This window comes from Streptomyces sp. NPDC002403 (assembly GCF_053593015.1).
Map to the genome: position 1 here is coordinate 1 of NZ_JBSFBQ010000051.1, position 24,115 is coordinate 24,115.

The following is a 24,115-nucleotide window of genomic DNA, read 5'->3' on the forward strand; positions in this document are numbered from 1 at the left end:
GCCTCGGCCGCGGCCTCCGACGGGGTCACCACGCGCAGGCCCTGCTCCTCGGCCTTCGCCTTCGACTTCGAGCCCTCGTGCAGACCGACCCGGACGTCGACACCCGAGTCGCGCAGCGACAGCGCGTGGGCGTGGCCCTGGCTGCCGTAGCCGATGACCGCGACCTTGCGGCCCTGGATGATGGACAGGTCGGCATCGTCGTCGTAGAACAGCTCGGCCACTGGGTTTCTCCTTGGTGTGCAGGTGTTGCGTCCCACCGTACGGCGGGGTGCGTCAGATACGTTTTCGGGTCTCGCCATACGAGCGGCGAGGTGGCGGTTACTACGCCGTACGGTCGAGGGCGCGCAGCGAACGGTCGGTGATCGAGCGCGCGCCGCGCCCTATGGCGATGGTGCCGGACTGGACCAGCTCCTTGATGCCGTACTGCTCCAGCATCTTGAGCATGGCCTCCAGCTTGTCGGCGCCGCCGGTCGCCTCGATCGTGACGGCCTCCGGGGAGACGTCCACGGTCTTGGCGCGGAACAGCTTGACGATCTCGACGATCTGGGAGCGGGTCTCGTTGTCGGCGCGGACCTTCACCAGGACGAGCTCGCGCTGGATCGCAGCGGAGGGCTCGAGTTCGACGATCTTCAGGACGTTGACCAGCTTGTTGAGCTGCTTGGTCACCTGCTCCAGGGGCAGGTCCTCGACACTCACGACGATCGTGATGCGGGAGATGTCGGGGTGTTCGGTGGTGCCGACCGCGAGCGAGTCGATGTTGAAGCCGCGGCGGGAGAACAGGGCGGTGATCCGGGCGAGGACACCGGGCTTGTTCTCGACCAGGACGGAGAGCGTGTGCTTGGTGGACATGGAGTCGGTCTCTCTCTGTCTCTCAGTCGTCTTCGTTGTCGCCGAAGTCGGGACGGACCCCGCGGGCGGCCATGACCTCATCGTTGGAGGTGCCGGCGGCGACCATCGGCCACACCATGGCGTCCTCGTGGACGATGAAGTCCACCACGACGGGGCGGTCGTTGATGGAGTTGGCCTCCTCGATGACCTTGTCCAGGTCGGCCGGGTCCTCGCAGCGGATCGCGTAGCAGCCCATGGCCTCGGACAGCTTGACGAAGTCCGGGACCCGGGTGCCCTTCGCCGGGACGCCCTCGGTGTCCGCGCCGGAGTGCAGCACGGTGTTGGAGTACCGCTGGTTGTAGAACAGGGTCTGCCACTGGCGGACCATCCCGAGCGCGCCGTTGTTGATGATCGCGACCTTGATCGGGATGTTGTTGAGCGCGCAGGTGGTGAGTTCCTGGTTGGTCATCTGGAAGCAGCCGTCGCCGTCGATCGCCCAGACCGTGCGGTCCGGCATGCCGGCCTTGGCACCCATCGCGGCCGGGACCGCGTACCCCATCGTTCCGGCGCCGCCGGAGTTCAGCCAGGTGGCGGGCTGCTCGTACTGGATGAAGTGCGAGGCCCACATCTGGTGCTGGCCGACGCCCGCCGCGAAGATCGTGCCCTCGGGGGCGAGCCGGCCGATGCGCTGGATGACCTGCTGCGGCGAGAGACTGCCGTCCTCGGGCAGGTCGTAGCCGAGCGGGTAGGTGTCGCGCCAGCGGTTGAGGTCCTTCCACCAGGCGGTGTAGTCGCCGACATGGCCCTCGGTGTGCTCGGCCTGGACGGCCTGGACCAGGTCGGCCAGGACCTCGCGGGCATCCCCGACGATCGGGACGTCGGCGGCGCGGTTCTTGCCGATCTCGGCGGGGTCGATGTCGGCGTGGACGATCTTGGCGTACGGGGCGAAGCTGTCCAGCTTGCCGGTGACGCGGTCGTCGAAGCGGGCTCCGAGGGCGACGATCAGGTCGGCCTTCTGCAGCGCGGTGACGGCGGTGACCGCACCGTGCATGCCCGGCATTCCGACGTGCAGCGGGTGGCTGTCGGGGAATGCGCCGAGCGCCATCAGTGTGGTGGTGACGGGCGCTCCGGTGAGCTCTGCGAGGACCTTCAGTTCGGCGGTGGCGCCCGCCTTGATGACGCCGCCGCCGACGTACAGCACCGGCCGCTTGGCCTGGGTGATCAGCTTGGCGGCTTCGCGGATCTGCTTGGCGTGCGGCTTGGTGACCGGGCGGTAGCCGGGCAGGTCCTGGGTGGGCGGCCAGCTGAACGTGGTCCGCGCCTGGAGGGCGTCCTTGGCGATGTCGACGAGGACCGGTCCCGGGCGGCCGGTGGAGGCGATGTGGAAGGCCTCGGCGATGGTGTGCGGGATGTCCTCGGCCTTGGTGACCAGGAAGTTGTGCTTGGTGACCGGCATGGTGATGCCGCAGATGTCGGCTTCCTGGAAGGCGTCCGTGCCGATCGCCTTGGAGGCGACCTGGCCGGTGATCGCGACCAGCGGCACCGAGTCCATGTGGGCGTCGGCGATCGGGGTGACCAGGTTGGTGGCGCCGGGGCCCGAGGTGGCCATGCAGACGCCGACCTTGCCGGTGGCCTGCGCGTAGCCGGTGGCGGCGTGTCCGGCGCCCTGCTCGTGGCGGACCAGCACGTGGCGGACCCGGGTGGAGTCCATCATCGGGTCGTACGCCGGAAGGATGGCGCCGCCGGGAATGCCGAATACCGTGTCGGCCCCCACCTCCTCGAGGGAGCGGATGAGGGACTGCGCGCCCGTGACGTGCTCAACGGTGGCGGCGGACGGTCCGCCGTTACGGGCCCGCGGCTGGGGATGGTGGGCCCCGGTGGCCTGCTCGGTCATCGGCATTCTCTTCTCGAAGCTGAGGGTTTCTGCGGGTGTTTTGCAACAATTTGCGTGGTGCCGGTGCAACAAAAAACCCCTCGTGCCGTGAGGCAAGCGAGGGGAGCGCGTCGGTGCGGTCTGCAGAGTGCCTGGTGGGACTCTGCTTCAGCCGACGCGCTTTCCAAGTACGAGAATTCGGGTGCGCATGGCATTGACCCTCTCTCCGACGCACTCGACGTGTCAAGTGGGTGGGACGGGCGTCTCAGTATGTGAACCGCTGAGGAGGGGGACGGAGCCGCCGGTCAGGACCGGCTGAGCCAGGGTGCTGCCCGGCACCGGGAACTCGCCGCGGGCCAGGGCACGACGCAGCCGGTACTCGTCGAGCGGACCGGAGAAGGCCATTCCCTGCCCGTGCGTACAGCCCATGGCGCGCAGCGCGAGGACCTGCTCCGGTACGTCGACCCCGTCGGCCACGGACTGCATGCCGAGATCGCAGGCGATACGCAGCAGGCCGCTGGTGATCTTGTGCAGCCGGGCGGACTCCACCACGCCCTCGACGAGGCCGCGGTCCAGTTTCAGTACGTCGATGGGGAGCCGGCGCAGGGCGTTGATCGCGGCGTAGCCGCTGCCGAAGCCGTCGAGCGCGATACGGACACCGATGCGGCGCAGGGCCACGAGACGCTGCTCCAGTTCGTCGAAGGAGATCCGGGGGTCGCTGTCGGCGACCTCGATCATCAGGGCTCCGGAGGGCAGGCCGTGCCGGGTGAGCAGTGCCTCGACCGAGCCGAACGGCATCCCCTTGTCGACGAGCCGGCGGGCGGACAGGCGCACGGCGACGGAGACCGGGTGTCCGTCCCTGGCCCGGTCGGCTGCCTGTTCGACCGCCTCTTCGAGGAGCCAGCGGCCGAGCTCGGCGGTGCGGTCGCTGTCCTCGGCGACGCGGAGGAACTCGGCCGGGGTGAACAGGATGCCCTGGGCGGAACGCCAGCGGGCCTGGGCGGCCACGGCGGCGACCCTGCCGCTGGCGAGGTGCACGACGGGCTGGTGGAGCAGGGCGAACTCGCCGTCGCGCAGGGCGTTGCGCAGCCGGGCTGCCAGCTCGGAGCGGCGCACCACCTCGGCCTGCATCTGCGGGGCGTACAGCTCGACGCGGTCCTTGCCGGCCGCCTTGGCGCGGTACATGGCGAGGTCCGCGTTGCGCATGAGGTCGCTGGGGGTGATGCCCGGCTCGGCGAAGGCGACCCCGATGGACGCGGCGACCCGGACCTCCCCGGCGCCGATCCGGTACGGCTGGGAGAGGGTGAGGCGCAGCCGGTCGGCGATCTCGTGGACCTGGCACTCCCGGGCGGACTGGTCGCGGGTGCCGTCGCCGAGGATGATCGTCGCGAATTCGTCGCCGCCCAGGCGGGCCGCGGTGTCGCCCGCGCGGACGGATTCGTGGAGGCGGCGGGCGGCCTGGATGAGGAGCTCGTCGCCGGCCTGGTGACCGAGGCGGTCGTTGACCGCCTTGAAGCCGTCGAGGTCGATGAAGAGCACGGCGGTGCCGGAGTCGCCGGAGCGGCGGCCTCCGAGGGCCTGGCGGACCCGCTTGGTGAACAGGGCCCGGTTGGGCAGGTCGGTGAGCGGGTCGTGCTCGGCGTTGTGCTGCAGCTGGGCCTGCAGCCGGACCCGTTCGGTCACGTCGCGGCTGTTGAGGATCAGCCCGCCCTGGTGGCGGTTGACCGTGGATTCGACGTTGAGCCAGTCGCCCGTACCGGATCTGAAGCGGCACTCGATCCGGGTGGTGGGCTCCTCGCTCGGTGGTGCGGCGAGGAACCGGCGCACCTCGTGGACCACCCGCCCCAGGTCCTCGGGGTGGATGATCGAGGCGAGCTCGGCGCCGACCAGGTCGTCGGCTTCGCGCCCGTACACCCCGGCGGCGGCGGGGCTGACGTAGCGCAGCACACCGGTGGGGGCGGCGATCATGATGACGTCGCTGGAGCCCTGCACCAGGGAGCGGAAGTGGTTCTCCTTCTGCGCCAGTTCCTGGGTGAGGGCGATGTTGTCGACGAGCATGATGCCCTGCCGGACGACCAGCGCGAGCACCACCGTGCAGCCGGTGAGGATCACGACGCGGTCAACCCGGCGGCCCTCGACGGCGTTGTAGAGAATGCCGAGGGTGCAGACGGCGGCGGCGAGATAGGGCGTCAGCGCGGCCAGCGATCCCGCGATGGGGCGGCTGGCGGGAAGCGTGCTCCGCGGCGGGAGGGCGTTGTCCGCGGCCCTGTTCGCGCCCCAGGGGGCGTACGCCAGGAGCAGCGAGCCGGCGAACCAGCCCGCGTCCAGCATCTGACCGGAGTGGTAGGTCTGGCGCAGCAGCGGTGAGGTGAACAGGGCGTCGGACAGGACCGTCAGGGCGAGCGCGGCGACGGCGGTGTTCACCGCGGAGCGGTTGACGTTGGACCGCCGGAAGTGCAGGGCCAGCACCATGGAGACCAGCACGATGTCGAGCAGCGGATAGGCCAGCGCGAGCGCGGCGCGGGCCACGCTCACGCCCTCGGCGTCCACCAGATGCGCGGTGTGGGCGAGGGCGAGGCTCCAGGAGAGCGTGAGGAGCGATCCGCCGATCAGCCACGAGTCCAGCGCGAGGCAGAGCCACCCGGCCCGGGTGACGGGGCGCTTGGCGAGGACGAGCAGCCCGACGATGGCGGGCGGCGCGAAGCAGACGAAGAAGACGTCGGCCAGGGAGGGGGTGGGCACCGGGAGTCCGAGCACGACCTCGTACCAGCCCCAGACGGCGTTGCCCGCGGAGGCCATGAACGAGGAGAGCGAGAAGAGCAGCCAGGCGGGCCGGAACCGGCTGCTGCCGGCCCGCGCGTAGCGGAAGCAGGAGACGGCGGCGATCAGCGCCGCCGCGCTGAGACCGAAATCCCCCATGACGAGAGCCAGTTGAGGCGAACCCCAGCCGAGGGCCGCTCCCGCGGCATATCCGGCCCAGACGACGCCGAGCAGGATCTGCCAGACCACCGCGGACGCGCCACCCGCGGCCGTCCTCCGGGAGAGGAGCGCGCCGAGGGCGTCGGCCGGCGCGCTCACCGGGGCGCCCCCGGTGTCGTCGGGTGCGCTCGCACCCGGCGGCCCGCCATCCCCCGTCGGCTGTCCGGCGGTGTCGGATCATGCACCCATCGGCCGTACATCGCCCGTCGCCCCCTCGCGTGTCGCGTCCTCCCCGGCGCCGTCCCCTTCCACGGCGCAGCGCCCCTTTCGGGACGATACACCAGAGTGGTCACACAGGGACATAGTTCCTCTACTCTCCGTGACGACCAGGGGTGTTGTCCGGAACGGTGTGCGACCGAGGGGCTCCGCAGCGTGGTCAGTCGATGGTGCGTACCACGTTCCGCACCGGCTCTCCCGCGGCGAACCGGCGCAGCTGCGCGGCCAGCAGGCGCTTGGCGCGTGGCTCGAAGGCCGATGTGCTGCCGCCCACGTGCGGAGTGATCAGGACGTTCGGAGCATGCCAGAGCGGGTGGCCGGCGGGGAGCGGTTCCGGGTCGGTGACGTCGAGGGCGGCCCGGAGCCGGCCGGACCGGAGTTCGAGCAGCAGTGCCCCGGTGTCGACGACGCCGCCGCGTGCGACGTTCACGAGCAGCGCCCCGTCCCGCATCGCGGCGAGGAACTTCGCGTCGACCAGCCCCTGTGTGGACGGGTTCAGCGGGGTGGACAGCACGACGACATCGGCCTCGGGCAGCAGCGCCGGCAGGTCGTCGAGCGTGTGCACGGGGCCGCGTGCGGCTGTCCGCGCGGAGCGCGCGACGCGCGCCACCCGCGCGCACTCGAAGGCCGCGAGCCGGTCCTCGATGGCGGCGCCGATCGATCCGTACCCCACGATCAGCACGGACTTGTCGGCGAGCGCGGGATAGAAGCCGGACCGCCACTCCTCCTTGTCCTGGCCGCGGACGAACCCGGGGACGCCGCGCAGGGAGGAGAGGATCAGCGTGAGGGCGAGCTCGGCGGTGGACGCCTCGTGGACCCCCTTGGCGTTGCACAGCCGCACCCCGGCCGGGAGCAGGCCGAGCCCGGGCTCGACGTGGTCGATGCCCGCGGAGAGCGTCTGCACGACCCGGACGCCCGCCATGTCGCCGAGCGGCCGGACCGCGACTTCGGAGCCCTTCATGTACGGCACGACGTAGAAGGCGCAGTCGGCGGGGTCGGCGGGGTAGTCCGGTTCGCCGTCCCAGAACCGGTAGTCGAGCCCCTCGGGGAGCCCTTCGATCTCGTCGGCCGGGAACGGCAGCCATACGTCGGGCGTCTTCGTCACGTCGGGAGTCTTCGTCATGGTCAGGAGGCTAATCGGCGGAGGCCGTGCGAGGGGCGGCGGGCGGCAGAGGTTACTTTGGGGTGCGGTGCGGTCCCGTGGACGGCGGGGCATGGGCCCGGTTCGACGGCAGGGCCTGGGGAGGATCGGGGAGTTGGAGCGCAGGAGTCTCGGTGCGGCGGCGCTCGCCGTGGGGGCGGTCGGTCTCGGCTGCATGCCGATGAGCTGGGCGTACAGCGCCTCGCAGCAGCGCGGTGACCGTGCGTTGCGTACGGTGCACGCCGCGCTCGACGCGGGCGTCCAACTGCTCGACACGGCCGACATGTACGGCCCGTTCACCAATGAGCTGCTGGTGGGGCGGGCGCTGAAGGGCCGCAGGTCGGACGCGTTCGTCTCCACCAAGTGCGGGCTGCTGGTGGGTGATCAGCACATCGTGGCCAATGGCCGTCCCGGCTATGTGCGGCGGGCCTGCGACGCCTCGCTGCGGCGGCTCCAGACCGATGTGATCGATCTGTACCAGCTGCACCGGGCCGACCCCGAGGTGCCCGTCGAGGAGACCTGGGGTGCGATGGCGGAGCTGGTGACCGCCGGAAAGGTGCGGGCGCTCGGGCTCTGCGCGGTCGGGGCACGGGCCTCGCGCCGGCCGGGTTCGCGAATGTACGACGAAACGATCCGTCAGCTGGAGCGGGTGCAGCAGGTCTTCCCGGTGAGCGCGGTGCAGGCGGAGCTCTCGGTCTGGTCGCCGGAGGCGCTGGAGTCGCTGCTTCCGTGGTGCACGGCGCGGGGTGTCGGGCTGCTGGCGGCGACGCCGCTGGGCAGCGGCTATCTGACCGGCACGCTGACGCCCGGGCAGGGCTTCGAGCCGGAGGACCTGCGCGCCCGGCATCCCCGGTTCACGGCGGAGATGATGGCGGCGAACCAGCCGGTGGTCGTCGGGCTGCGGCGGATCGCCGAGCGGCACGGGGCCAGTGCCGCTCAGGTGGCGCTGGCCTGGGTGCTGCGGCAGGGGCCGCACGTGGTGCCGGTGCCGGGCACCAAGCGGGAGCGGTGGGCGGTGGAGAACGCGGGGGCGGCCGGGCTGACCCTGACCGCACGGGACCTGGCGGAGATCGCCGCGCTGCCCGGGGCGCAGGGATCCTGGGACTGAGATCCGCCCCGCCGCGGGCACCGGCCGGCGCAATTGGCGGGCGTCGGGAACCCCGGGGCGGGGCCGCGGTGTAAGAACAGTAGTCAGGTGGCCGTCGAAGGGATCGGTGCTGTGCGCGGTGTTCTGTTCGGATCTGTACGAGGCCCCGCCGGGCCGCGGAGCCGCCGTCGTGGCCCGCGTCGGGGGACGGTGGCCGCGCTGGCCGCCGGTTCGCTGGTACTGATCGCGGGGTGCTCCTCGGACGGCGGCTCCGCCGGCACGGCGGGCGTCGGCGGGACGCCACCGGTCGCCCGCTCCTCCGCCGCCCCGAAGCCGTCCGCCTCGCGGTCCCTGCCGCCCGCGAAGGGCTCGGTGCGGGTGGTGTCGACGCTCACCGAGGGCCTGGACTCGCCCTGGGGGCTGGCGGCGCTGCCCGGCGGTGACCTGCTGGTCTCCTCCCGCGACAAGGGCACGATCACCCGGATCGACGGGAAGACCGGCAAGAAGACCCTGCTGGGAGCGGTGCCCGGGGTGTCTCCCGCCGGTGAGGGCGGACTGCTGGGGATCGCGGTCTCCCCGACGTACGGCGCGGACCACCTGGTGTACGCGTACTTCACGACCGAGTCCGACAACCGCATCGCCCGCATGCAGTACGACGAGAACGGCACCACGCCGGGCCGGCTGCTGGGCGCGCCGGACACGATCCTGCGCGGCATCCCCAAGGGGGCGATCCACAACGGCGGGCGGATCGCCTTCGGCCCCGACCACATGCTGTACGCGGGCACCGGGGAGACGGGCGACGACGCTCTCGCCCAGGACAAGAAGTCGCCGGCCGGCAAGATCCTGCGGATGACCCCGGACGGGGAACCGCTGCACGGCAATCCGGCGGCCGACTCCGTGGTGTATTCGTACGGCCACCGCAATGTGCAGGGGCTGGCCTGGGACGGGCAGCAGCAGCTGTGGGCCTCCGAGTTCGGACAGGACACCTGGGACGAGCTGAACCGGATCGTGCCGGACGGCGATTACGGCTGGCCGGAGGCCGAGGGCCGGGCGGGGCGGAAGGGTCTCATCGATCCCGTGGCACAGTGGAAGACGTCCGAGGCGTCCCCGAGCGGGATCGCCTTCGTCAAGGGTTCGATGTGGATGGCCGGCCTGCGCGGGGAGCGGCTCTGGCGGATTCCGTTGTCCGGCAGCGGCGGGAGGGAACCTCTCGCCGCCCCGCAGTCGTTCCTGGAAGGGAAATACGGCCGTCTGCGTACCGTGCTCGCCGCGGGCGGCGACAAGCTCTGGCTCGTCACGAGCAATACGGACACCCGTGGCACCCCCAAGCCTGGAGACGACAGGATCCTGGAGCTGGCGGTGCGGTAGCGGCTACAGCAGGTGAAAGGGCGTGCGACCGGTGTTCAACTTCTTCGAGGAACTCTTCGCACCGGGCCGCAAGCACGCCGCCGAGGAGCAGAAGCGGCTGGAGCTGACCCGGGTGGACCTCGGCGTCGGTGACCCGGGGCGCGGGCCGATAGACCTGGCCTCCGGAAAGGTGGTCGTCAGAGCGCCCGGCACGGACACCGACGCCGACACCGGCACGGACCGGGGGCCCGATCAGGAGCCCGACGCCCCCGACGCCCGGGCCTGAGGGAGCGGTGCGGACCGGCCCCGGTCAGGAGGTGTCCCGGGTGGGGTACAGACGGAGCCGGTGGGCGAGGGCGGCCGCCTCGCCGCGGCTTGAGACGCCGAGCTTGGCGAGAATGCTGGAGACGTGCACGCTCGCGGTCTTGGGCGATATGTAGAGCTCCTCGGCGATCCTGCGGTTGGTGTGGCCCGCCGCGACCAGCCGGTGCACGTCCTGTTCGCGTCGCGTCAGCCCGAAGGACTCCACCGCCGCCGCGGCCGCCTCGCGCAATCGGTCCTCGGTGCGCTCCCGGTCGACGGCACCGTCGCCGGCGCCGTCCTCGGCGGGGACGGTGACGGCCGACGGGATCTCGGGGGCGGTGTCACGGTCCGGGGCGGTGAGGGCGATGCGGGCACGGCCGGCCAGCAGTTCCACGGTCTCGGTCAACGGGCGCGCGCCGAGCCGCACGGAGGTGGCGTGCGCCTCGCGCAGCAGGGCGGTGACGGTGGACCGGTCGCCGGCGGCGACGAGGAGGGCCTCGGCCCAGCGGTGCTGGATCCGGGCCAGCTCGTACGGGCGGTGCAGGGACGCGAAGGCGGCCGCCGCCCGGGACCAGTGGTCGGGGGTGTCGAGGCCCTCCGCCCTGGCCAGCTCGGCATCGATCAGGAGACCATGGGCGGCCCAGACGGGGACGAGCATCGGCAGCCCCTTCAGGTGGGCGCGGATGCGGGCGAGAATCGCCGGCCGGCCCGGATCGGCGGCGGGCAGGCCCCGCGCGTCGGCCTCGGCGGCGGCCGCGACGTGGAGCAGCGGCAGGGCGTACCGCTGGGTGCCGGGCGGGAATCCCTGCTCCGACCGGGCCTCGAACTCGGCCCGCGCATCGGCCAGTCGGCCCTGCTGCACGGCGAGGGTCATGGCATGGCGGGCGGGGGCGATCACATGCTGGTGCTGTGGGTCGCGGGAGCCGAAACTGCGTCGGGCCAGGGCGAGTTGCGCCTCGGCCTCGGCCAGGTCGCCCCGGGCCAGGGCGAGTTCGGTGCGGCGCGAGGCCACGATTCCCTGCGCCTTGCCGGACCGGGCGGCGCGGGCCGCCGCGTCGGTGGTGGTCCGGCTCTCGTCCCAGTGTCCCAGGGAGAACAGCGAGTCCGCCCGGTTGCAGCGGACCCAGGCCTCCATATCGGCGATGCCGTGGCTGAGGCTGATCTCGATGCCGTGGTCCGCGGCGGCCACGGCCTCCAGGGAGCGGCCCATGGATTCGAGGGTGGAGGGGAGGTTGATGCCGGCCCGGCTCATGATGCCGACCAGGTGCAGTTCGTCGGCGCGGTCGCGGACGGCGTACATCTCGGCGATGCCCTCGTCGACGCCGCCCGCCTCGGCGGTGAGCCAGCCGCGGGTGAGCCGGGCGTGCAGCTCGATGTACTCGTCGCCGACGAGCCTGGCGTACTCCACCGCCCGGTCGGCGGCGAGCAGGGTCTCGGCGCCGGGGCGGTGCAGGGCGCCCCAGCCCGCCACGCTCATCAGGACATCGGCGTGGACGGCGGACGGGGGCAGGCCGCTGACGAGCTTCTGGGCGGTGGCCAGTTCCTCGCGGCCGTCGCCGCGGGAGAGGTCCTGCATCAGCCGGGAGCGCTGGACCCAGAACCAGGCGGCGCGCAACGGGTCGTTCTCGCCCTCCAGGACCCGCATGGCCTTCTTGGCGATGGCCAGGGCGCGTTCGCGCTCCCCGCCGAACCGGGCGGCGACGGTGGCCTCGGCCATCAGGTCGAGATAGCGCAGCGGCGTGGTGTCGGGGTCGCAGCCGCAGGCCGGGTAGCTCTCGGCGTAGTCGATGGGCCGCAGGGTGCGGCGCACATCCTCGGGGGCCTCGTCCCACAGCTCCATCGCCCTTCCCAGCAGGCGGAGTTGTTCGGAGAACGCGTAGCGGCGGCGGGCCTCGACGGAGGCCTTCAGCACGGCGGGCAGCGCCTTGGCGGCATCGTGGGCGCCGTACCAGTAGCTGGCGAGGCGGGTGGCGCGCTCCCCGGTGCGGACGAGGGCGGGGTCGGCCTCCAGGGCCTGTGCGTAGCGCCGGTTGAGCCGGGAGCGCTCGCCGGGCAGCAGGTCGTCGCTGACGGCCTCGCGGACCAGGGAGTGCCGGAAGCGGTAGCCGTTGCCCTCCGGCGTGGTGAGCAGCAGGTTGGCGCCGACGGCCGCCCGCAGCGCCTCGATGAGTTGGTCCTCGGTCAGCCCGGCGACCGCGGCGAGCAGTCCGTACTCGACGGTGGAGCCGCCCTCGGCGACGATCCGGGCGACCTGCTGGGCGTCGTCGGGGAGCGCCTCGACGCGTACGAGCAGGAGGTCGCGCAGCGAGTCGGAGAGCCGGGAGTGATCACCGCTCTCCAGGCTGCAGGCGAGTTCCTCGACGAAGAAGGCGTTGCCGTCGGAGCGTTCGAAGATCTCGTCCGCGAGGGCGGCCTCGGGGGCGGCGGTGAGGATGCCGGTGAGCTGGCGGTGGACCTCGGCCCGGTTGAAGCGGGCGAGTTCGATGCGGCGGACGGTGCGCAGCCGGTCCAGTTCGGCGAGGAGGGGGCGCAGCGGGTGGCGGCGGTGGATGTCGTCGGAGCGGTAGGTGCCGACCACGACGAGGCGGCCGTTGCGCACGGTGCGGAAGAGGTAGGCGAGGAGGTGGCGGGTGGAGGCGTCGGCCCAGTGCAGGTCCTCCAGGACGAACACGACGGCGCGTTCGGCGGAGATGCGTTCCAGGAGTCTGGCGGTGAGTTCGAAGAGACGGGCGGTGCTGTGCTCGTCGGTCGCGTCCCGGTCGGCCTCGCCGAGTTCGGGAAGCAGCCGGGCCAGCTCGCCCTCCTGCCCCGCACAGGCCGCGGCGACCTCCTCGGGCAGGGTGCGGCGCAGGGCCCGCAGCGCGGTGGAGAACGGGGCGTAGGGCAGGCCGTCGGCACCGATCTCGACGCAGCCGCCGACGGCGACGGCCGCTCCGCGGCGGACCGCGGCAGCGAGGAACTCCTCGACCAGCCGGGTCTTGCCGACCCCCGCCTCACCACCGACGAGCAGCGCCTGCGGTTCGCCCGGGATGCCGGAGCCCTCCGCTCCGGCGCGGGCGAGCGCGTCGACGAGCGAGGCGAACTCGCCCTCACGGCCGACGAACACGGGACTGACGGACCTGGTCTCCACGTCGCCGAGCATCGCACACGGGTCCGGCCGCGCGGGTCCCGGACCAGGACTGTCCGGCCCCGGACCAGGGCCGTCGGGCATCGGTCCGGGGCCGTCGGGCGCCGGTGCGGCAGTCATCGGTCCGCCGGACACGGGGCTCCGTCACCCGGCTCTCACGCGGCATGGACGAATCGCTCCCGGTCCGTACTCACCGGCCCCTCCGCTTCCCTGGATCCGGGATGCCGGGCGGCCCTGCGGGCAACCCGGCGGGCGCGAGCGGCCTCCCGGACGAGTCGTTCCTGCTCGGCCCGGCGGCGCAGTTCGGCCATGTGCAGCGTGTGGAGTTCGAAGGTGTACATGTGTTTCTCCCGGAGGACGACGGCCCGTTCGGGCCTGATGGGGCCGGCAGTGGTTCTGCCGTGCCCTCACTGTCGTCCCCCAGGAGGTGTCGCCGCATCGGGCAGGATCCGCATCTTCACGGGCGGGAAGCCTTAGGGAATCCCGGCCCCTGCCGTATGCGGGACCGGGTCCCCCGGGCGGATGCCCTATGCCGTGTCCCGCGGCCGCTGTGCTCAGCCGGCGGCGCCCGCGGTCGGCAGCGGCACGATGAGGTCGAAGTACATGCCCGCGGAGATCACCAGGCCGAGGACACCGAGCGCGATGCCGGCGGTCGCGACGGCGCGCACCCAGCCGGGCTGCGGGTCGGCGGAGGGTGCGCCGAAGGCCGGGCGGACCAGGGCGAAGACTCCGACCAGCAGGGCGAGCAGGGCGAAGAGTCCGTTGACCAGTGCGGTGGAGTGCCAGGCGTCGCCGTAGATCTCGGAGATCTGCTGGGCGGCGCTGCCACCGGCCGAGGTCTTGATCTGGCCGATCAGGGTCTCGCGCTCGGCGACGACCTTGCCGGTCCAGGACCCGGTGAGCGCGACGACGCCCAGACCGGCCGCGGCCACGGCGGCGGCCGCCGAGCCGAGGCCGGAGGACCGCTTCGCCGAGTCGTCGAGGTCGTCCGGGTCCGGGTCGTCGTCCTCGGCGAAGGCCTCGCCGGCCCGGTCGGCTCCGTCGGTTCCGGCGGCTCCATCGGCTTCGTCCGCGACCTCGTCCTTCTTGACCATGTCGTACGCGGCGTCCTCGGTCGCGGTCTCCTCGGCATCGGATGCCGAGGGGGTGGTGGGGTCGGTGGGGTTCGCGGAAGTCGTGGGGTTCATGTTCCGCACGCTAGGCGGCCCGGATGAGAGCGCCCTTAACGACCGCCCGGCCGACGGGCGGGCGCCCGATGGCCGGGGGCCGGGTCCGTTCCCTTCGGGGGTCGGCCCGCCGTGTCGAACGAGTCCTGGAGCCGGGGGATGCAGTCGGCCAGCGCGGCGGCCCAGCAGCCGTAGTTGTGACCGCCGTCGCAGGTGGGTGCCAGCGTCGACCCGTCGCCGTAGTCGACCAGGCGGCTGGGCAGACCGAGCGTGTCCATGCGGGTCTTGACGTTCCTGGCGGCGATCGCGGTGAAGTGGTCGATCACGTCGTTGTCGCCGGTGTAGAGGGTGACGTCGGTTTCGGCGAGCCTGGCCAGGTTGACCGGGGCCGCCGGGTCCACCGCCTTCCAGATCCGGTCCGCGTCCAGGACCGGGTACGGGGAGCCGAAGATCGCGTCGCTGTCGACCGTGGGCCCGTATCCGGTGCACCGGCCGGTCCCGGACGGGGTGGAGGTGCTCACCGCGCACCAGGCGCCGGTCAGGTTGAGTTCCGTGGCCAGGACCGCCGCGCGGACCTCCACCATGCCGAGGTCGATGCCGCCGGACAGGGAGGCGACGTGGCCGAAGAGGTCGGGGCGGGCCTCGCCGTAGTGCAGGGCGCCGAAGCCGCCCATCGAGAGGCCGACGACGGCCCGGTGGGCCCGGTCGGCGACGGTACGCAGGTTGGCGTCGATGAAGGGGACGACCTGCTTCAGGTGGAAGGTCTCCCAGTTCGCCGCGCCCTCGGCGGTGTTCTGCATGACCCAGTCGGCGTACCAGCCCTTCCGGCCGCCGTCCGGCACGACGGTGATCATCGAGTCCGAGCGCAGCGCCGGGGCGGCCGCGGCGTCGTCCGGGTTTCCGGGTCCGCCGTGCAGGAAGTACGCCACCGGCCACCGCTTTTCCGGGTCGGCCCGATAGCCGCTGGGGAGGAAGATGCGGATCCGGTGCTTCCCGGCCACCTGCGGGGTGGTCACGGTGATGGTGAAGTCGGTGTCCGAGTGCGTCTCGGTGCCCCCGGCGACCTGGGTCAGGCCGAATCCGTCGGTCAGCACGGGAGGGGCGGCGCCCTCCGCGTGTGCGGGCGGGCTCGCGAGCATCGCGGTCACGGTGAGCGCGGCGGCGGCGACAGCCGCCCTCGTCCGCGCCCGCCGGGTGGTCCGTGGTGTTCCCATCGGGTGTCCTCTCCGAGAGCGCCCGGCTCTCGCTGTGGGTGAAGGCCCCGGCCCGGCGGCCGGGCCGGGTATCGGCCCGGCCGCCGGGAGAGCGCTTCCGGTCGCGGTCCTCAGAGCGCGCAGAACGCGTCCGTCATGGCCTTGCCCGTGTGGGCCTGTCCCGGAGTTCCGGCGAGCATGTGGAACTCGTTGTTCGCGTGCAGCGCCTGCTCGGTGCCGTCCTCGCTGCTCAGCCACTCGCTGAAGTAGCCGAGCACCGCGCCGTTGTGTCCCCAGGCCCACTTGCCGCAGGACAGCTTCACGTGTTCGATGCCCAGCCCGTAACCGGCATCGGCGTTCACCGGGACGGTGGTCTTGAGCTCGGCCAGCTGCGCGGGCTCCAGGAGCTTGCCGGTCATCAGCGCCCGGGAGAACGTGGCCAGGTCGTCCATGGTCGACACCATGGCGCCGGCGCTCCCGCTGACCTGCACGTTGGAGACCGTGGCGTCGTCGATGAGAATCGCCCGGAGCACGTAGCCGTGGAGGTAGTTGCCGTAGAGGGCGGGGTCGGAGGTGGGGAAGCCGGTGTCGCGCAGACCGAGCGGCTCGATGATGCGCCGCTGGACCTCCGTGGCCGGTTCCGAACCGGTGACGGCCTTGATCACCATGCCGGCGAGCACGTAGTTGGTGTTGGAGTAGCCGAACTTCTCCCCCGGCGTGCTCGTCGGCGCGCGCATGCCGAGGGCGACGTCGACCAGGTTCTGCGGCGGGTAGACCCCCCTCGGGTCGGTGTTGAGGAAGTACGGCGCGTTGATCTGCACGGCACTGAGGTAGTCGGGCAGGCCCGAGGTGTGGTTGAGCAGCTGACGGATGGTGATCCCGGCGCCGTCGTAGCCGTTGGCCGCGACCGCCCCGGGCAGCCACTCGGCGACGGTGTCGTCCAGCGAGAGCCGCTTCTCGCCCTCCAGTTGGAGCAGCACGGTGGAGATGAACGCCTTGGTGTTGCTGCCGATCCGGAACTTCGCCTTCGGGTCCGCGGGCACCTTGGTCGCACGGTTGCCGACGCCTGCGTGCACGTACTGGGCCGTGTCACCCTGCCGGACCATCCCGATGACACCCGGGTACCCGTCGGCGACGCCCTGCTGGGCCCCGGCCTGCAGGATGTCGGCCGGGGTCGCGGCGGCCGTGGCCGAGGAGCCGGTGGCCGGGGCTGCGGCGGTCGCCGGGCCCACACCGGTCATCAGCAGGCAGGCCGCGGTGGCCACCGGCAGCAGCCAGCGCCGGTACCGGCGCACCGGTGAGGGGCACCCGGCCGCGCCGACGGCGTCCGGGTTCGCCGGGGCGGCCGCGACACCTGCTGCGAAATCGTCGAGCATGCTCATTTTCTTTCCTGTCCCTTTCGGTCGGTCGGTCATTCCGGCTGTGCGGTCCGATTCAGGCGGCGCCTCAGCGCCGGCACGCGGCGGCGATGAGCAGCAAGAGGACGATGATTCCCGCCGCTTGAAGGCACCCGAAGCCACCGTTCGGATTCTTCCGGTTGGTCTCCACATGGCCACCGGCGGGAATCCCGGGGTGCTGTTTGACGTAGTGGTCCAATTGGCGCTGGGCGCCCTCGGATTCCGCGAGCCACTGCGTCTTGAATCCGCATTCGCCGCACCAGAACCGGTAAGCCATGTCAACTCCTCATGAGTCGTTGCAGGAGAGAGCCGTGCGAGGCGCTTCCCGGATGCCCGGCGGGGTGCGCCGCCCCGTGTCGGCGCACCGGCCGGGCACCACTGATCGTGCGGTTCGCGCCAATCGGCGAACAGGACAGGCGACCGGCCATATATGACCGGTCGTCACCGGTAGGGTCGTCGCGACCGCGCCCGGTGGTGGAGGGAAGTCGAAGTGGCCGATCAGCTCGGCACCTTGCTGCGTCGGCTGCGCAATCGGTCGGGGCTGACGCAGGAGCAGCTGGAGGCACGCTCCGGGGTGAGCGTGCGCACGATCCGCAGACTGGAGAACGGAAGATCCGGCGATCACCGGCTGGGTACGGTCAACCTGCTGGCGGACGCGCTGGGGGCCGGACCCGAGGACCGTCAGCGGCTCGCCGCCACGCTCGCGAAGTCGCAGGCCGGGTCGGCCGACGCCCCCGCGGCCCCGGACCCCGGACCGGCGCACGGACCCCGACCCGGATCCGTTCCCGAATCCGCTCCCGCCGCGATTCCCGCGCAGAATTCCGGGCCGAATTCCGGGAAGAATTCCGGGGCCGGAGCCCGTCCCGCACCCCTCCCGCTACCGGTTCACAGCGAACTCGCCGGCGCCGCCGTCGAATTGGCACGGGAAATCAGGCGCCGCTGGCAGCGCGAGGAGGAACACCGCCGCGTCCACGATCCCTTTCCGCTCCCCGTGCGCTGGCAGGACGCCCCCGAATCCCTGACCGACCATTCGGAGAACATTCAGCGTCTGCCGCCGGGAGCGGCTCCCGACCGCATGGATCTGAGCGGCGATCTGGGCAGCGTGGCCGAGGTCTACCGGCGGATCGGGTCCGGGCGGCTGGTGGTCCTCGGCCGGGCAGGATCCGGCAAGTCGATCCTGACGATCAGGTTCGTCCTGGACCAGCTGGAGGCCCGGGAGCCGCACGACCGGGTGCCGGTGATCTTCGGCATCGGCTCCTGGGATCCCTCGGCCGTCGCGCTGCGGGACTGGCTGATCGACCGCCTGGTGCGCGACCACCCGCACCTCACCCGCCGCGCCCCCGACGGGTCGACGCTGGCGGCCGCCCTGGTCGACGCGGATCTCGTACTGCCGGTCCTGGACGGGTTCGACGAGATCGCCGAAGGTCTGCGGAGTACGGCCCTGGAGGTGCTCAACTCCATCTCGCTCCCGCTCGTCCTGACCAGTCGGCGCGGCGAGTTCGCCGAGGCCGTACAGCGGACGCATGCCCCGCTGGTCTGGGCCGCCGGCCTCGAACTCGTCGATCTCACCCTCGACGACCTCTGCGCCTACCTGCCCAGGACGTCGCGGCCGGTCCCCCGCGGCGACGGCGGGAACGCGGCGGTCTGGACCCCCGTACTGGACCGGCTGCGCGCCGGGGAGAGCGGCGCGAGCACCCCCCTGGCCAGGGTCCTGAGCACCCCGCTCATGATCATCCTGGCGCGGACGATGTACAGCGAGGCACCCGACCGGAATCCGGCGGAGCTGCTGGACGCCGAGCGGTTCCCCGACGAGAACTCCCTTGAAGAACACCTGCTCGCGGGCTTCGTACCGACGGTCTACCGGCGCCGCGTCGCCGAGCGGAACACCGTCGGCCGCCGGGAGCGGAACCGGGACCCGGAGCGCGCCGAGCGCTGGCTCGGCTACCTCGCCCACCATCTGGCCCGGCTCGACCGTGAGCAGCAGGACCTCGCGTGGTGGCGGATCGGCGATTCGCTGCGGCTGTCGACGCGCCTTCTGTCGGTGGTGGTGTCGTCGGCGCTCTGCGTCGCCCTCGCCGAGTGGTTCGTCAACGTGATCAACCTGCCGTTCCCCGTCGGCGAGGCCCTCCTGTTGGGGGGTTCGATGGGGGCGGTCGCCGGTCTGGCCTTCGGATGCGTCCACGCGATCCTGGCCCGGTTCGGCACCACGGCCTTCGAACCGGCCCATGTGCGACTGCGGCTGCCCGGCGCGGGCACCGGCGTCGGCCGCAGACCGGTGCGTACGTTCGTGGCCCGCTTCGGTGCCGTTCTGCTGGGCGGATTCGTGATGGGCGTCGGATGCGCGTGTGCCCTCGCCCTCCAGCGCCGGCTGTACTACGGAATTCCGCTCGCGAACGAGCTGGTGATCAAGGGCACGCTCATCAACATGCTGGTCCTCGGCCTGATCTTCGGGGCGGGCGCCGGAGTCGTCTTCGGGATCATGGCCGCGCTCGAAGCGCCGCTGGACATCACCTCGGCGGCCACCCCGGCCGGCCTGCTGGCCGCGAACCGTGCGACGGTGCTCCGCCAGGTTCTCGTACTGGTCCCGATGCTCACCCTGGCGATCGCGGTCGGCGGGCACCTGATCACCGGCCTGCTCGACGGCATCCTCGGAACGCTGGTCTGGAACGTGGCGGACGGGCTCGTCATCGGTGCCGTCGGCGGGATCGGCGGCACGTGCTCGTACGCGCTCTCGTTCACCGCCTGGGGACGCTGGCTGGTCCTGTCGCGGGTCTGGCTGCCCCTGACCGGCAAGCTGCCCTGGGACACGTTGGCGTTCCTGGACGACGCCTACCGTCGGGGCGTGCTGCGCCAGACCGGCGCGGTGTACCAGTTCCGCCACATCCGGCTCCAGCACCACCTGGCCCGCTCGTACCGCGAGCACCAGAGCAGATACGTACCGGCCAGCTTCGGCCCCGGCGCATAGGACCTCTCGTCCGGATCAGTCCTTCCGCGCCCGCCACTCCCGGGCCAGCACCGACCAGATCTCGGAGTCGTGCCGCTCGCCCCGGTACAGGTAGTTCTCGCGCAGCACCCCGTCGCGCGTCATGCCGAGCCGCTCGGCGACGGCGATGCTGGCGGTGTTCGCGGCGGACGCGTCCCACTCCACGCGGTGCATGCCGCGCTCGTACACCGCCCAGTCGATCAGCTTCCGGGACGCCCGGGTGATCAGGCCGCGCCCCTGGCCCGCCGGCTCCAGCCAGCAGCCGATCTCGCAGTTCCCCGACTCCGCGTCGAAGACCGGGAACATGACACCGCCGACGAGTGTGCCCTCCAGCCAGATGCCGTAGATCCGTCCCGTGTCCGCCGCCTGCCTGTCCGCGTACTTCCGCAGCAGTGCTCGCGCCGAGTCCAGGTCGGTGGCGAAGGAGGCGAAGGGGATCCACGGATCGACGAGCTCCCGGGCCCGGTCCATGTGGTCGAGGAATTCCTGCGCCCGCCATATCTCCAGCGGCCGCAGTTCCGCTCCGTCGTCGCCCAGGGATACCGCGAACATCATGCTCCTTCTCGAACCGCTTGCCTCGCCTGCGCGACCGGTGCCGGTTGCGCCGCCTGCGGGATCTTCGCATGCGGCGGCCCGGATCCGGATTCGGGAGGCTCGATGCTGATCCGCGGCAGCAGCCGGTCCAGCCGGCGCGGCAGCCACCAGTTCGCCCCTCCCAGCAGGTGCATCAGCGCGGGCACCAGCAGCGTACGGAGGACGAAGGCGTCCAGCAGGACGGCGGCGGCGAGCGCGATGCCGAACATGGCGATGACCCGGTCCCCGCTGAGGACGAAGGCGAGGAAGACCGAGATCATGATCACGGCCGCGGAGTTGATCACCCGGCCGGTCTCGGCGAGGCCCACCCGGACGGCCCGCCGGTTGTCACCGGTCTCCAGCCACTCCTCGTACATCCGCCCCACCAGGAACACCTGGTAGTCCATGGACAGCCCGAAGAGCACGGACACCATGATCACCGGCAGGAACGGTTCGATGGGCCCCGAGCTGCCGAGCCCGAGCAGTTCGCTCCCCCAGCCCCACTGGAAGATCGCGACGACGACGCCGAACGAGGAGGCGACGGCGGCCACATTCATCGCCGCGGCCTTCAGCGGAATGCCGATCGACCGGAAGGCCAGCAGCAGAAGCAGACAGCCGAGCCCTATGACCACGCCGACGAAGAGCGGGAGCTTGCCGATGATGACCCGGGCGAAGTCGTCGTAGCCGGCGGTCACTCCTCCGACGTGGGCCCGGAGCGAGTTGTTCTCCTCGGCCTTCGGCAGGACGTCCGTGCGCAGCCGGTCGACGAGCTCGCTGGTCTCCCGGGACTGCGGCGACGACTTCGGTACGACGGTGACGAAGGCCGTTCCGCCGCTGCTGTTGTACGTGACCGGGCCGACCGAGGCCACGCCCTCTGTGGACCGCAGTGCGGCGGGCAGGGTGTCCATCGCGAGCCGGTCGTCGGCGCCGTCCAGCTGTGCGGCGATGGTCAGCGGTCCGTTGACGCCGGGGCCGAATCCGTCGGCCAACAGGTCGTACGCCTGCCGGGTGGTCGACGAGGAGGGGTTGTTGCCCTGGTCGGAGGTGCCCAGGTGCAGGGAGAAGGTGGGCAGCGCGAGGACCAGCATCACCACGGCGGCACACGCCCCGAGCAGCTTGGGGTGGCGTTCGACGAAGGCGGACCAGCGGGCCGCGAAGCCCGTGGGCGCTTCGGGCTGCGGTCCGTGCTCGGCGAGCCGTCTGCGCTCGCGCCGGCTCAGCGCCCGCGGGCCGATGAAGGAGAGCAGGGCGGGCAACAGGGTCACGGAGGCGGCCACGGTCAGGACGACGGTGAGCGAGGCCGCGATCGCCACACCGTTGAGGAAGCCGAGCCGCAGGATCAGCATGCCCAGCAGCGCGATGCAGACGGTCGCCCCGGCGAAGACGACGGCGCGGCCGGTCGTCGCGACGGCGGTCTGCGCGGCCTCGGTGACCGACAGGCCTCTGCGCAGTCCTCTGCGGTGTCTGGTGACGATGAACAGCGCGTAGTCGATGCCGACGCCGAGCCCTATCAGCATGCCCAGCATGGGCGCGAAGTCGGCGACGGTCATCAGATGGCCGAGCAGTACGGTGCCCGCGTAGGCGGTGCCGACGGAGACCAGCGCGGTGGCGATGGGCAGCATGCTGGCGGCGAGCGAGCCGAAGGCGAGGAACAGGACGACCGCCGCGACGACGACCCCGACGGCCTCGCTGAGGTGGACGGAGGGTGCCTCGGTCAGGGCGACGGCGGGGCCGCCCAGCTCCACCTGGAGGTGGTCCCCGGCGGCCGCCTTCGCGGTGTCCACGACCGCCCTGACCTGCTGCACCGGGATGTCCTCGACCTGATGGTCGAAGGTGACCGCGGCGTAGGCGGTGTGTCCGTCGGCGCTGATCTGCGCGGTGCCGGACGCCCCGTAGGGTCCGGTGACCGCGCCGACCCCGGGCAGTTCCTCGACCGCGTGCAGGGTCCGGGTCATCGTCTGCCGGACGTCGTCGGCACGCACGGTCGAGTCGGAGGTGTGCCAGACGATGGTGTCGGTGTCACCGCCGAGATCCGTGAAGCCGCTCCTGAGGAGCTCGGTGGCCCGGCCGGACTCCGTACCGGGCACCTCGTAGTCGTTGGTGTACGCGGAACCCGCGAAGCCCGCCGCGGTGGCCGTGCCGCCGAGGGCGAGCAGCCAGATGAGGACGGCGACGAGACGGTGCCTGATGCACCAGCGGGCGATGGCAGCCAACGGACGTGCTCCCTGCTGGTTCGTGGTCCTTTGCCGGTACAAAGCATGAATGACCCACAAAGGACACATGACCTGAGAACCGTCACTCTGGCAGCCGAAAGTGATTCTTTGTCCCTTTCGTGGCCTTACTCACAATGACCGCGGGGCTTGCCGCGGCCCCCTTCGCAACGGCGATCCGGCCACCTCACCCGGCCCGTTGTTCCTCCGCCTCCAGTTCTTCCTCGAACTGCTCCTCGATCTCCGAGATGCCCTTCGTCACGGTCTTTGCCAGATGGGCGGGGCAGGTCAGCGTCTCGCTCCTGAAGCCCTGACCGGAGTCCGGGCCGGGGGCGGGGCATGTGTCGGGGGCGTAGAGGTGCGCGATGCGTGCCAAGCGGTCGGACGTGCGCTCACGGCCGGGCGCATGACCGTCCTCGTGGTCGCATGCGCCGCCGGGCAGGGTGGTGGCAGCGGTACGGAGGATGCCGAGGATCTCGCGGGCGATTCCGTACGACAGCTCCAGGGAATCGGCCGCCGTGCCCATCAGGAGCAGCAGGACGGTCCGGTCGAGCGCGGGTCCGTCCGGGCCGAGCTGCTCGTACCGCCGGGCCGCCCAGAGCGCCGCCTCCTCGGAGGCCGTCTCGTCCCTGAACGGGACGTGCCGCTCGCTCAGCGGCTCGATGTCGAGCCGGCCGTCGGGGCGCAGATACACCGGATCCAGGTGTGCCGTCTCCCGGGTGCCGAAGAGTCTGTCGACCGCTTCGCGCAGATGGTCGCGGGCCTCGACGGCGAGGGCGCGCAGGAAGCTGGTGCACGTCCATGCCTCCGGCGAGGCCCCGTATCCGTCCTCGTGTTCCTCGCGCAGGACGGCCCGGCCGCCGGGGCTCTGCAGGTGGATGCCCTCGGAGGCCTGCTCGGCGCTGCCGGAGCGCAGTGCCGGGTGCTCGCCGTCCGCGTGCGCGCAGTCCTCGTCCGGCAGCAGCGGCAGTACGGACTCCAGGCCCTCGATCATGTCGTCGAGCAGCGACCGCTGTCTGATCCGGCCCGACCCCGCGTACCAGCAGTTCGCGTGGGCGACGACGACATAGCCGGCGAGAGCGGCCCGGGAGAGATCGCCGGGCGGTCCGGCGTGGATGTCCAGGTCCCAGAACGGATCACCGTTCGGATAGTCGTTGAGCACACTGCCCAGGCTGCGGATGTAGCGCTGGTGGTCTTCGGGGATGATCTCGGGGATGCCGCCCGTGCTGCCCGGCAGGATCACATCGGCGGCCGTCCGCGCCCATCCGGCGGCATTGCGGGGGCAGGCGTCGGCCCCGTCCCACTCGTCGAGCGGAACCTGCACGTCCGGCGCGTCGAGCAGCCCGTCCGTGTCCGTGTCCCACTCCTCCAGGCTGTCGGTGTACGGATGGGCCGCGTGCCCGCACCCGCCGGCCCGAAGACCTTGCTCGTCCATGGCCTCGGCGGCGGCGCCGAGCGCGTCCACCACGGCCCGCTCGACGGCCGCGCCGCGTCGCCCGAGGACGTATCGCGCCATGTTCACCAGCCCGAAGGTCAGCAGGACCGCCTGCTCGCCGTCCGGTTCGGCGGCGAGCAGGCGGGCGCACTCCAGGACGACGGGGTCCGCCTTCTCGGGGGCGGCGCCCGCCGTGACTCCGTCCCATTTCTCGATCAGTTCGTTCATGATCAGGGACACGCGGGCCTCGCCGCGGT

18 protein-coding genes are annotated in these 24,115 nt (G+C 71.8%); 4 read left to right on the plus strand and 14 right to left on the minus strand.

The window, feature by feature from the left end; all coding sequences use genetic code 11:
- From ACWCPY_RS34880 to ACWCPY_RS34900, 5 genes are all read right to left on the minus strand, one after another.
- Positions 1-221, minus strand: a 221-nt coding sequence (locus ACWCPY_RS34880; protein ID WP_451271843.1) for an NAD(P)-binding domain-containing protein, incomplete at its 3' end; no start/stop codon positions are given.
- A 100-nt stretch (positions 222-321) separates the two neighbouring features.
- Positions 322-849, minus strand: coding sequence for an acetolactate synthase small subunit (ilvN, locus tag ACWCPY_RS34885; protein ID WP_148839397.1), 528 nt, complete (start codon positions 847-849; stop codon positions 322-324).
- A gap of 22 nt (positions 850-871) precedes the next feature.
- Positions 872-2,728, minus strand: a complete 1,857-nt coding sequence (locus tag ACWCPY_RS34890) for an acetolactate synthase large subunit (protein WP_451271845.1) — start codon at positions 2,726-2,728, stop codon at positions 872-874.
- Positions 2,729-2,944: 216 nt separating this feature from the next.
- On the minus strand, positions 2,945-5,779 hold the full coding sequence (locus ACWCPY_RS34895; RefSeq protein ID WP_451271847.1) for a putative bifunctional diguanylate cyclase/phosphodiesterase: 2,835 nt from the start codon (positions 5,777-5,779) through the stop codon (positions 2,945-2,947).
- A 277-nt stretch (positions 5,780-6,056) separates the two neighbouring features.
- On the minus strand, positions 6,057-7,019 hold the full coding sequence (locus ACWCPY_RS34900) for a 2-hydroxyacid dehydrogenase (protein WP_451271849.1): 963 nt from the start codon (positions 7,017-7,019) through the stop codon (positions 6,057-6,059).
- A 133-nt stretch (positions 7,020-7,152) separates the two neighbouring features.
- Here ACWCPY_RS34900 and ACWCPY_RS34905 point away from each other — a divergent pair, with 133 nt between their 5' ends.
- The 3 genes from ACWCPY_RS34905 (at position 7,153) to ACWCPY_RS34915 (ending at position 9,757) form a co-directional block, all read left to right on the plus strand.
- Complete coding sequence (locus ACWCPY_RS34905; protein ID WP_451271851.1) at positions 7,153-8,145, plus strand: aldo/keto reductase; 993 nt, start codon at positions 7,153-7,155, stop codon at positions 8,143-8,145.
- Positions 8,146-8,256: 111 nt separating this feature from the next.
- A complete protein-coding gene (locus ACWCPY_RS34910; protein ID WP_451271916.1) occupies positions 8,257-9,492 on the plus strand; it encodes a PQQ-dependent sugar dehydrogenase in 1,236 nt (411 codons plus the stop codon).
- 22 nt (positions 9,493-9,514) lie between these two features.
- The gene (locus tag ACWCPY_RS34915) at positions 9,515-9,757 is read left to right on the plus strand and encodes a DUF6191 domain-containing protein (RefSeq protein WP_451271853.1); all 243 of its coding nucleotides are present in this window, start codon (positions 9,515-9,517) and stop codon (positions 9,755-9,757) included.
- Between the two features lie 24 nt (positions 9,758-9,781).
- Here ACWCPY_RS34915 and ACWCPY_RS34920 read toward each other — a convergent pair whose 3' ends face one another.
- The 6 genes from ACWCPY_RS34920 to ACWCPY_RS34945 form a co-directional block, all read right to left on the minus strand.
- A complete protein-coding gene (locus tag ACWCPY_RS34920; protein WP_451271855.1) occupies positions 9,782-12,916 on the minus strand; it encodes a helix-turn-helix transcriptional regulator in 3,135 nt (1,044 codons plus the stop codon).
- 140 nt (positions 12,917-13,056) lie between these two features.
- Entirely contained in the window at positions 13,057-13,242 is a 186-nt protein-coding gene (locus ACWCPY_RS34925) for a hypothetical protein (RefSeq protein ID WP_451271857.1), read from the minus strand.
- Between the two features lie 213 nt (positions 13,243-13,455).
- The gene (locus ACWCPY_RS34930; RefSeq protein ID WP_451271859.1) at positions 13,456-14,088 is read right to left on the minus strand and encodes a hypothetical protein; all 633 of its coding nucleotides are present in this window, start codon (positions 14,086-14,088) and stop codon (positions 13,456-13,458) included.
- A gap of 35 nt (positions 14,089-14,123) precedes the next feature.
- The gene (locus ACWCPY_RS34935; RefSeq protein WP_451271861.1) at positions 14,124-15,281 is read right to left on the minus strand and encodes an alpha/beta hydrolase; all 1,158 of its coding nucleotides are present in this window, start codon (positions 15,279-15,281) and stop codon (positions 14,124-14,126) included.
- 110 nt (positions 15,282-15,391) lie between these two features.
- A complete protein-coding gene (locus ACWCPY_RS34940; protein ID WP_451271863.1) occupies positions 15,392-16,642 on the minus strand; it encodes a serine hydrolase domain-containing protein in 1,251 nt (416 codons plus the stop codon).
- A gap of 64 nt (positions 16,643-16,706) precedes the next feature.
- Positions 16,707-16,934 (minus strand): hypothetical protein, encoded by a 228-nt coding sequence (locus ACWCPY_RS34945; RefSeq protein WP_451271865.1) that lies wholly within the window; start codon positions 16,932-16,934, stop codon positions 16,707-16,709.
- A gap of 213 nt (positions 16,935-17,147) precedes the next feature.
- On the opposite strand from ACWCPY_RS34945, the gene ACWCPY_RS34950 reads away from it, so the two are divergent.
- Positions 17,148-19,622, plus strand: a complete 2,475-nt coding sequence (locus ACWCPY_RS34950) for a helix-turn-helix domain-containing protein (protein ID WP_451271867.1) — start codon at positions 17,148-17,150, stop codon at positions 19,620-19,622.
- 15 nt (positions 19,623-19,637) lie between these two features.
- Here ACWCPY_RS34950 and ACWCPY_RS34955 read toward each other — a convergent pair whose 3' ends face one another.
- The 3 genes from ACWCPY_RS34955 to ACWCPY_RS34965 all read right to left on the minus strand — a co-directional run bounded on the left by ACWCPY_RS34955 (position 19,638) and on the right by ACWCPY_RS34965 (position 24,098).
- Positions 19,638-20,192 (minus strand): GNAT family N-acetyltransferase, encoded by a 555-nt coding sequence (locus tag ACWCPY_RS34955; RefSeq protein ID WP_451271918.1) that lies wholly within the window; start codon positions 20,190-20,192, stop codon positions 19,638-19,640.
- The gene (locus ACWCPY_RS34960; RefSeq protein WP_451271869.1) at positions 20,192-22,426 is read right to left on the minus strand and encodes an MMPL family transporter; all 2,235 of its coding nucleotides are present in this window, start codon (positions 22,424-22,426) and stop codon (positions 20,192-20,194) included. Before ACWCPY_RS34960 ends, ACWCPY_RS34955 begins: the two co-directional genes overlap by 1 nt.
- Positions 22,427-22,610: 184 nt before the next feature.
- Positions 22,611-24,098 carry a hypothetical protein gene (locus ACWCPY_RS34965; protein ID WP_451271871.1) on the minus strand — a complete coding sequence of 496 codons (1,488 nt, stop codon included), beginning with the start codon at positions 24,096-24,098 and terminating at the stop codon, positions 22,611-22,613.
- Positions 24,099-24,115 lie beyond the last annotated feature (17 nt).

Coding starts and splice junctions, on each gene's coding strand:
- ilvN (WP_148839397.1), bottom strand. CDS start 849: ATGTCCACCAAGCACACGCTCTCCGTCCTGGTCGAGAACAAGCCCGGT.
- ACWCPY_RS34890 (WP_451271845.1), bottom strand. CDS start 2,728: ATGCCGATGACCGAGCAGGCCACCGGGGCCCACCATCCCCAGCCGCGG.
- ACWCPY_RS34900 (WP_451271849.1), bottom strand. CDS start 7,019: ATGACGAAGACTCCCGACGTGACGAAGACGCCCGACGTATGGCTGCCG.
- ACWCPY_RS34920 (WP_451271855.1), bottom strand. CDS start 12,916: ATGCTCGGCGACGTGGAGACCAGGTCCGTCAGTCCCGTGTTCGTCGGC.
- ACWCPY_RS34925 (WP_451271857.1), bottom strand. CDS start 13,242: ATGTACACCTTCGAACTCCACACGCTGCACATGGCCGAACTGCGCCGC.
- ACWCPY_RS34930 (WP_451271859.1), bottom strand. CDS start 14,088: ATGAACCCCACGACTTCCGCGAACCCCACCGACCCCACCACCCCCTCG.
- ACWCPY_RS34935 (WP_451271861.1), bottom strand. CDS start 15,281: ATGGGAACACCACGGACCACCCGGCGGGCGCGGACGAGGGCGGCTGTC.
- ACWCPY_RS34940 (WP_451271863.1), bottom strand. CDS start 16,642: ATGAGCATGCTCGACGATTTCGCAGCAGGTGTCGCGGCCGCCCCGGCG.
- ACWCPY_RS34945 (WP_451271865.1), bottom strand. CDS start 16,934: ATGGCTTACCGGTTCTGGTGCGGCGAATGCGGATTCAAGACGCAGTGG.
- ACWCPY_RS34955 (WP_451271918.1), bottom strand. CDS start 20,192: ATGTTCGCGGTATCCCTGGGCGACGACGGAGCGGAACTGCGGCCGCTG.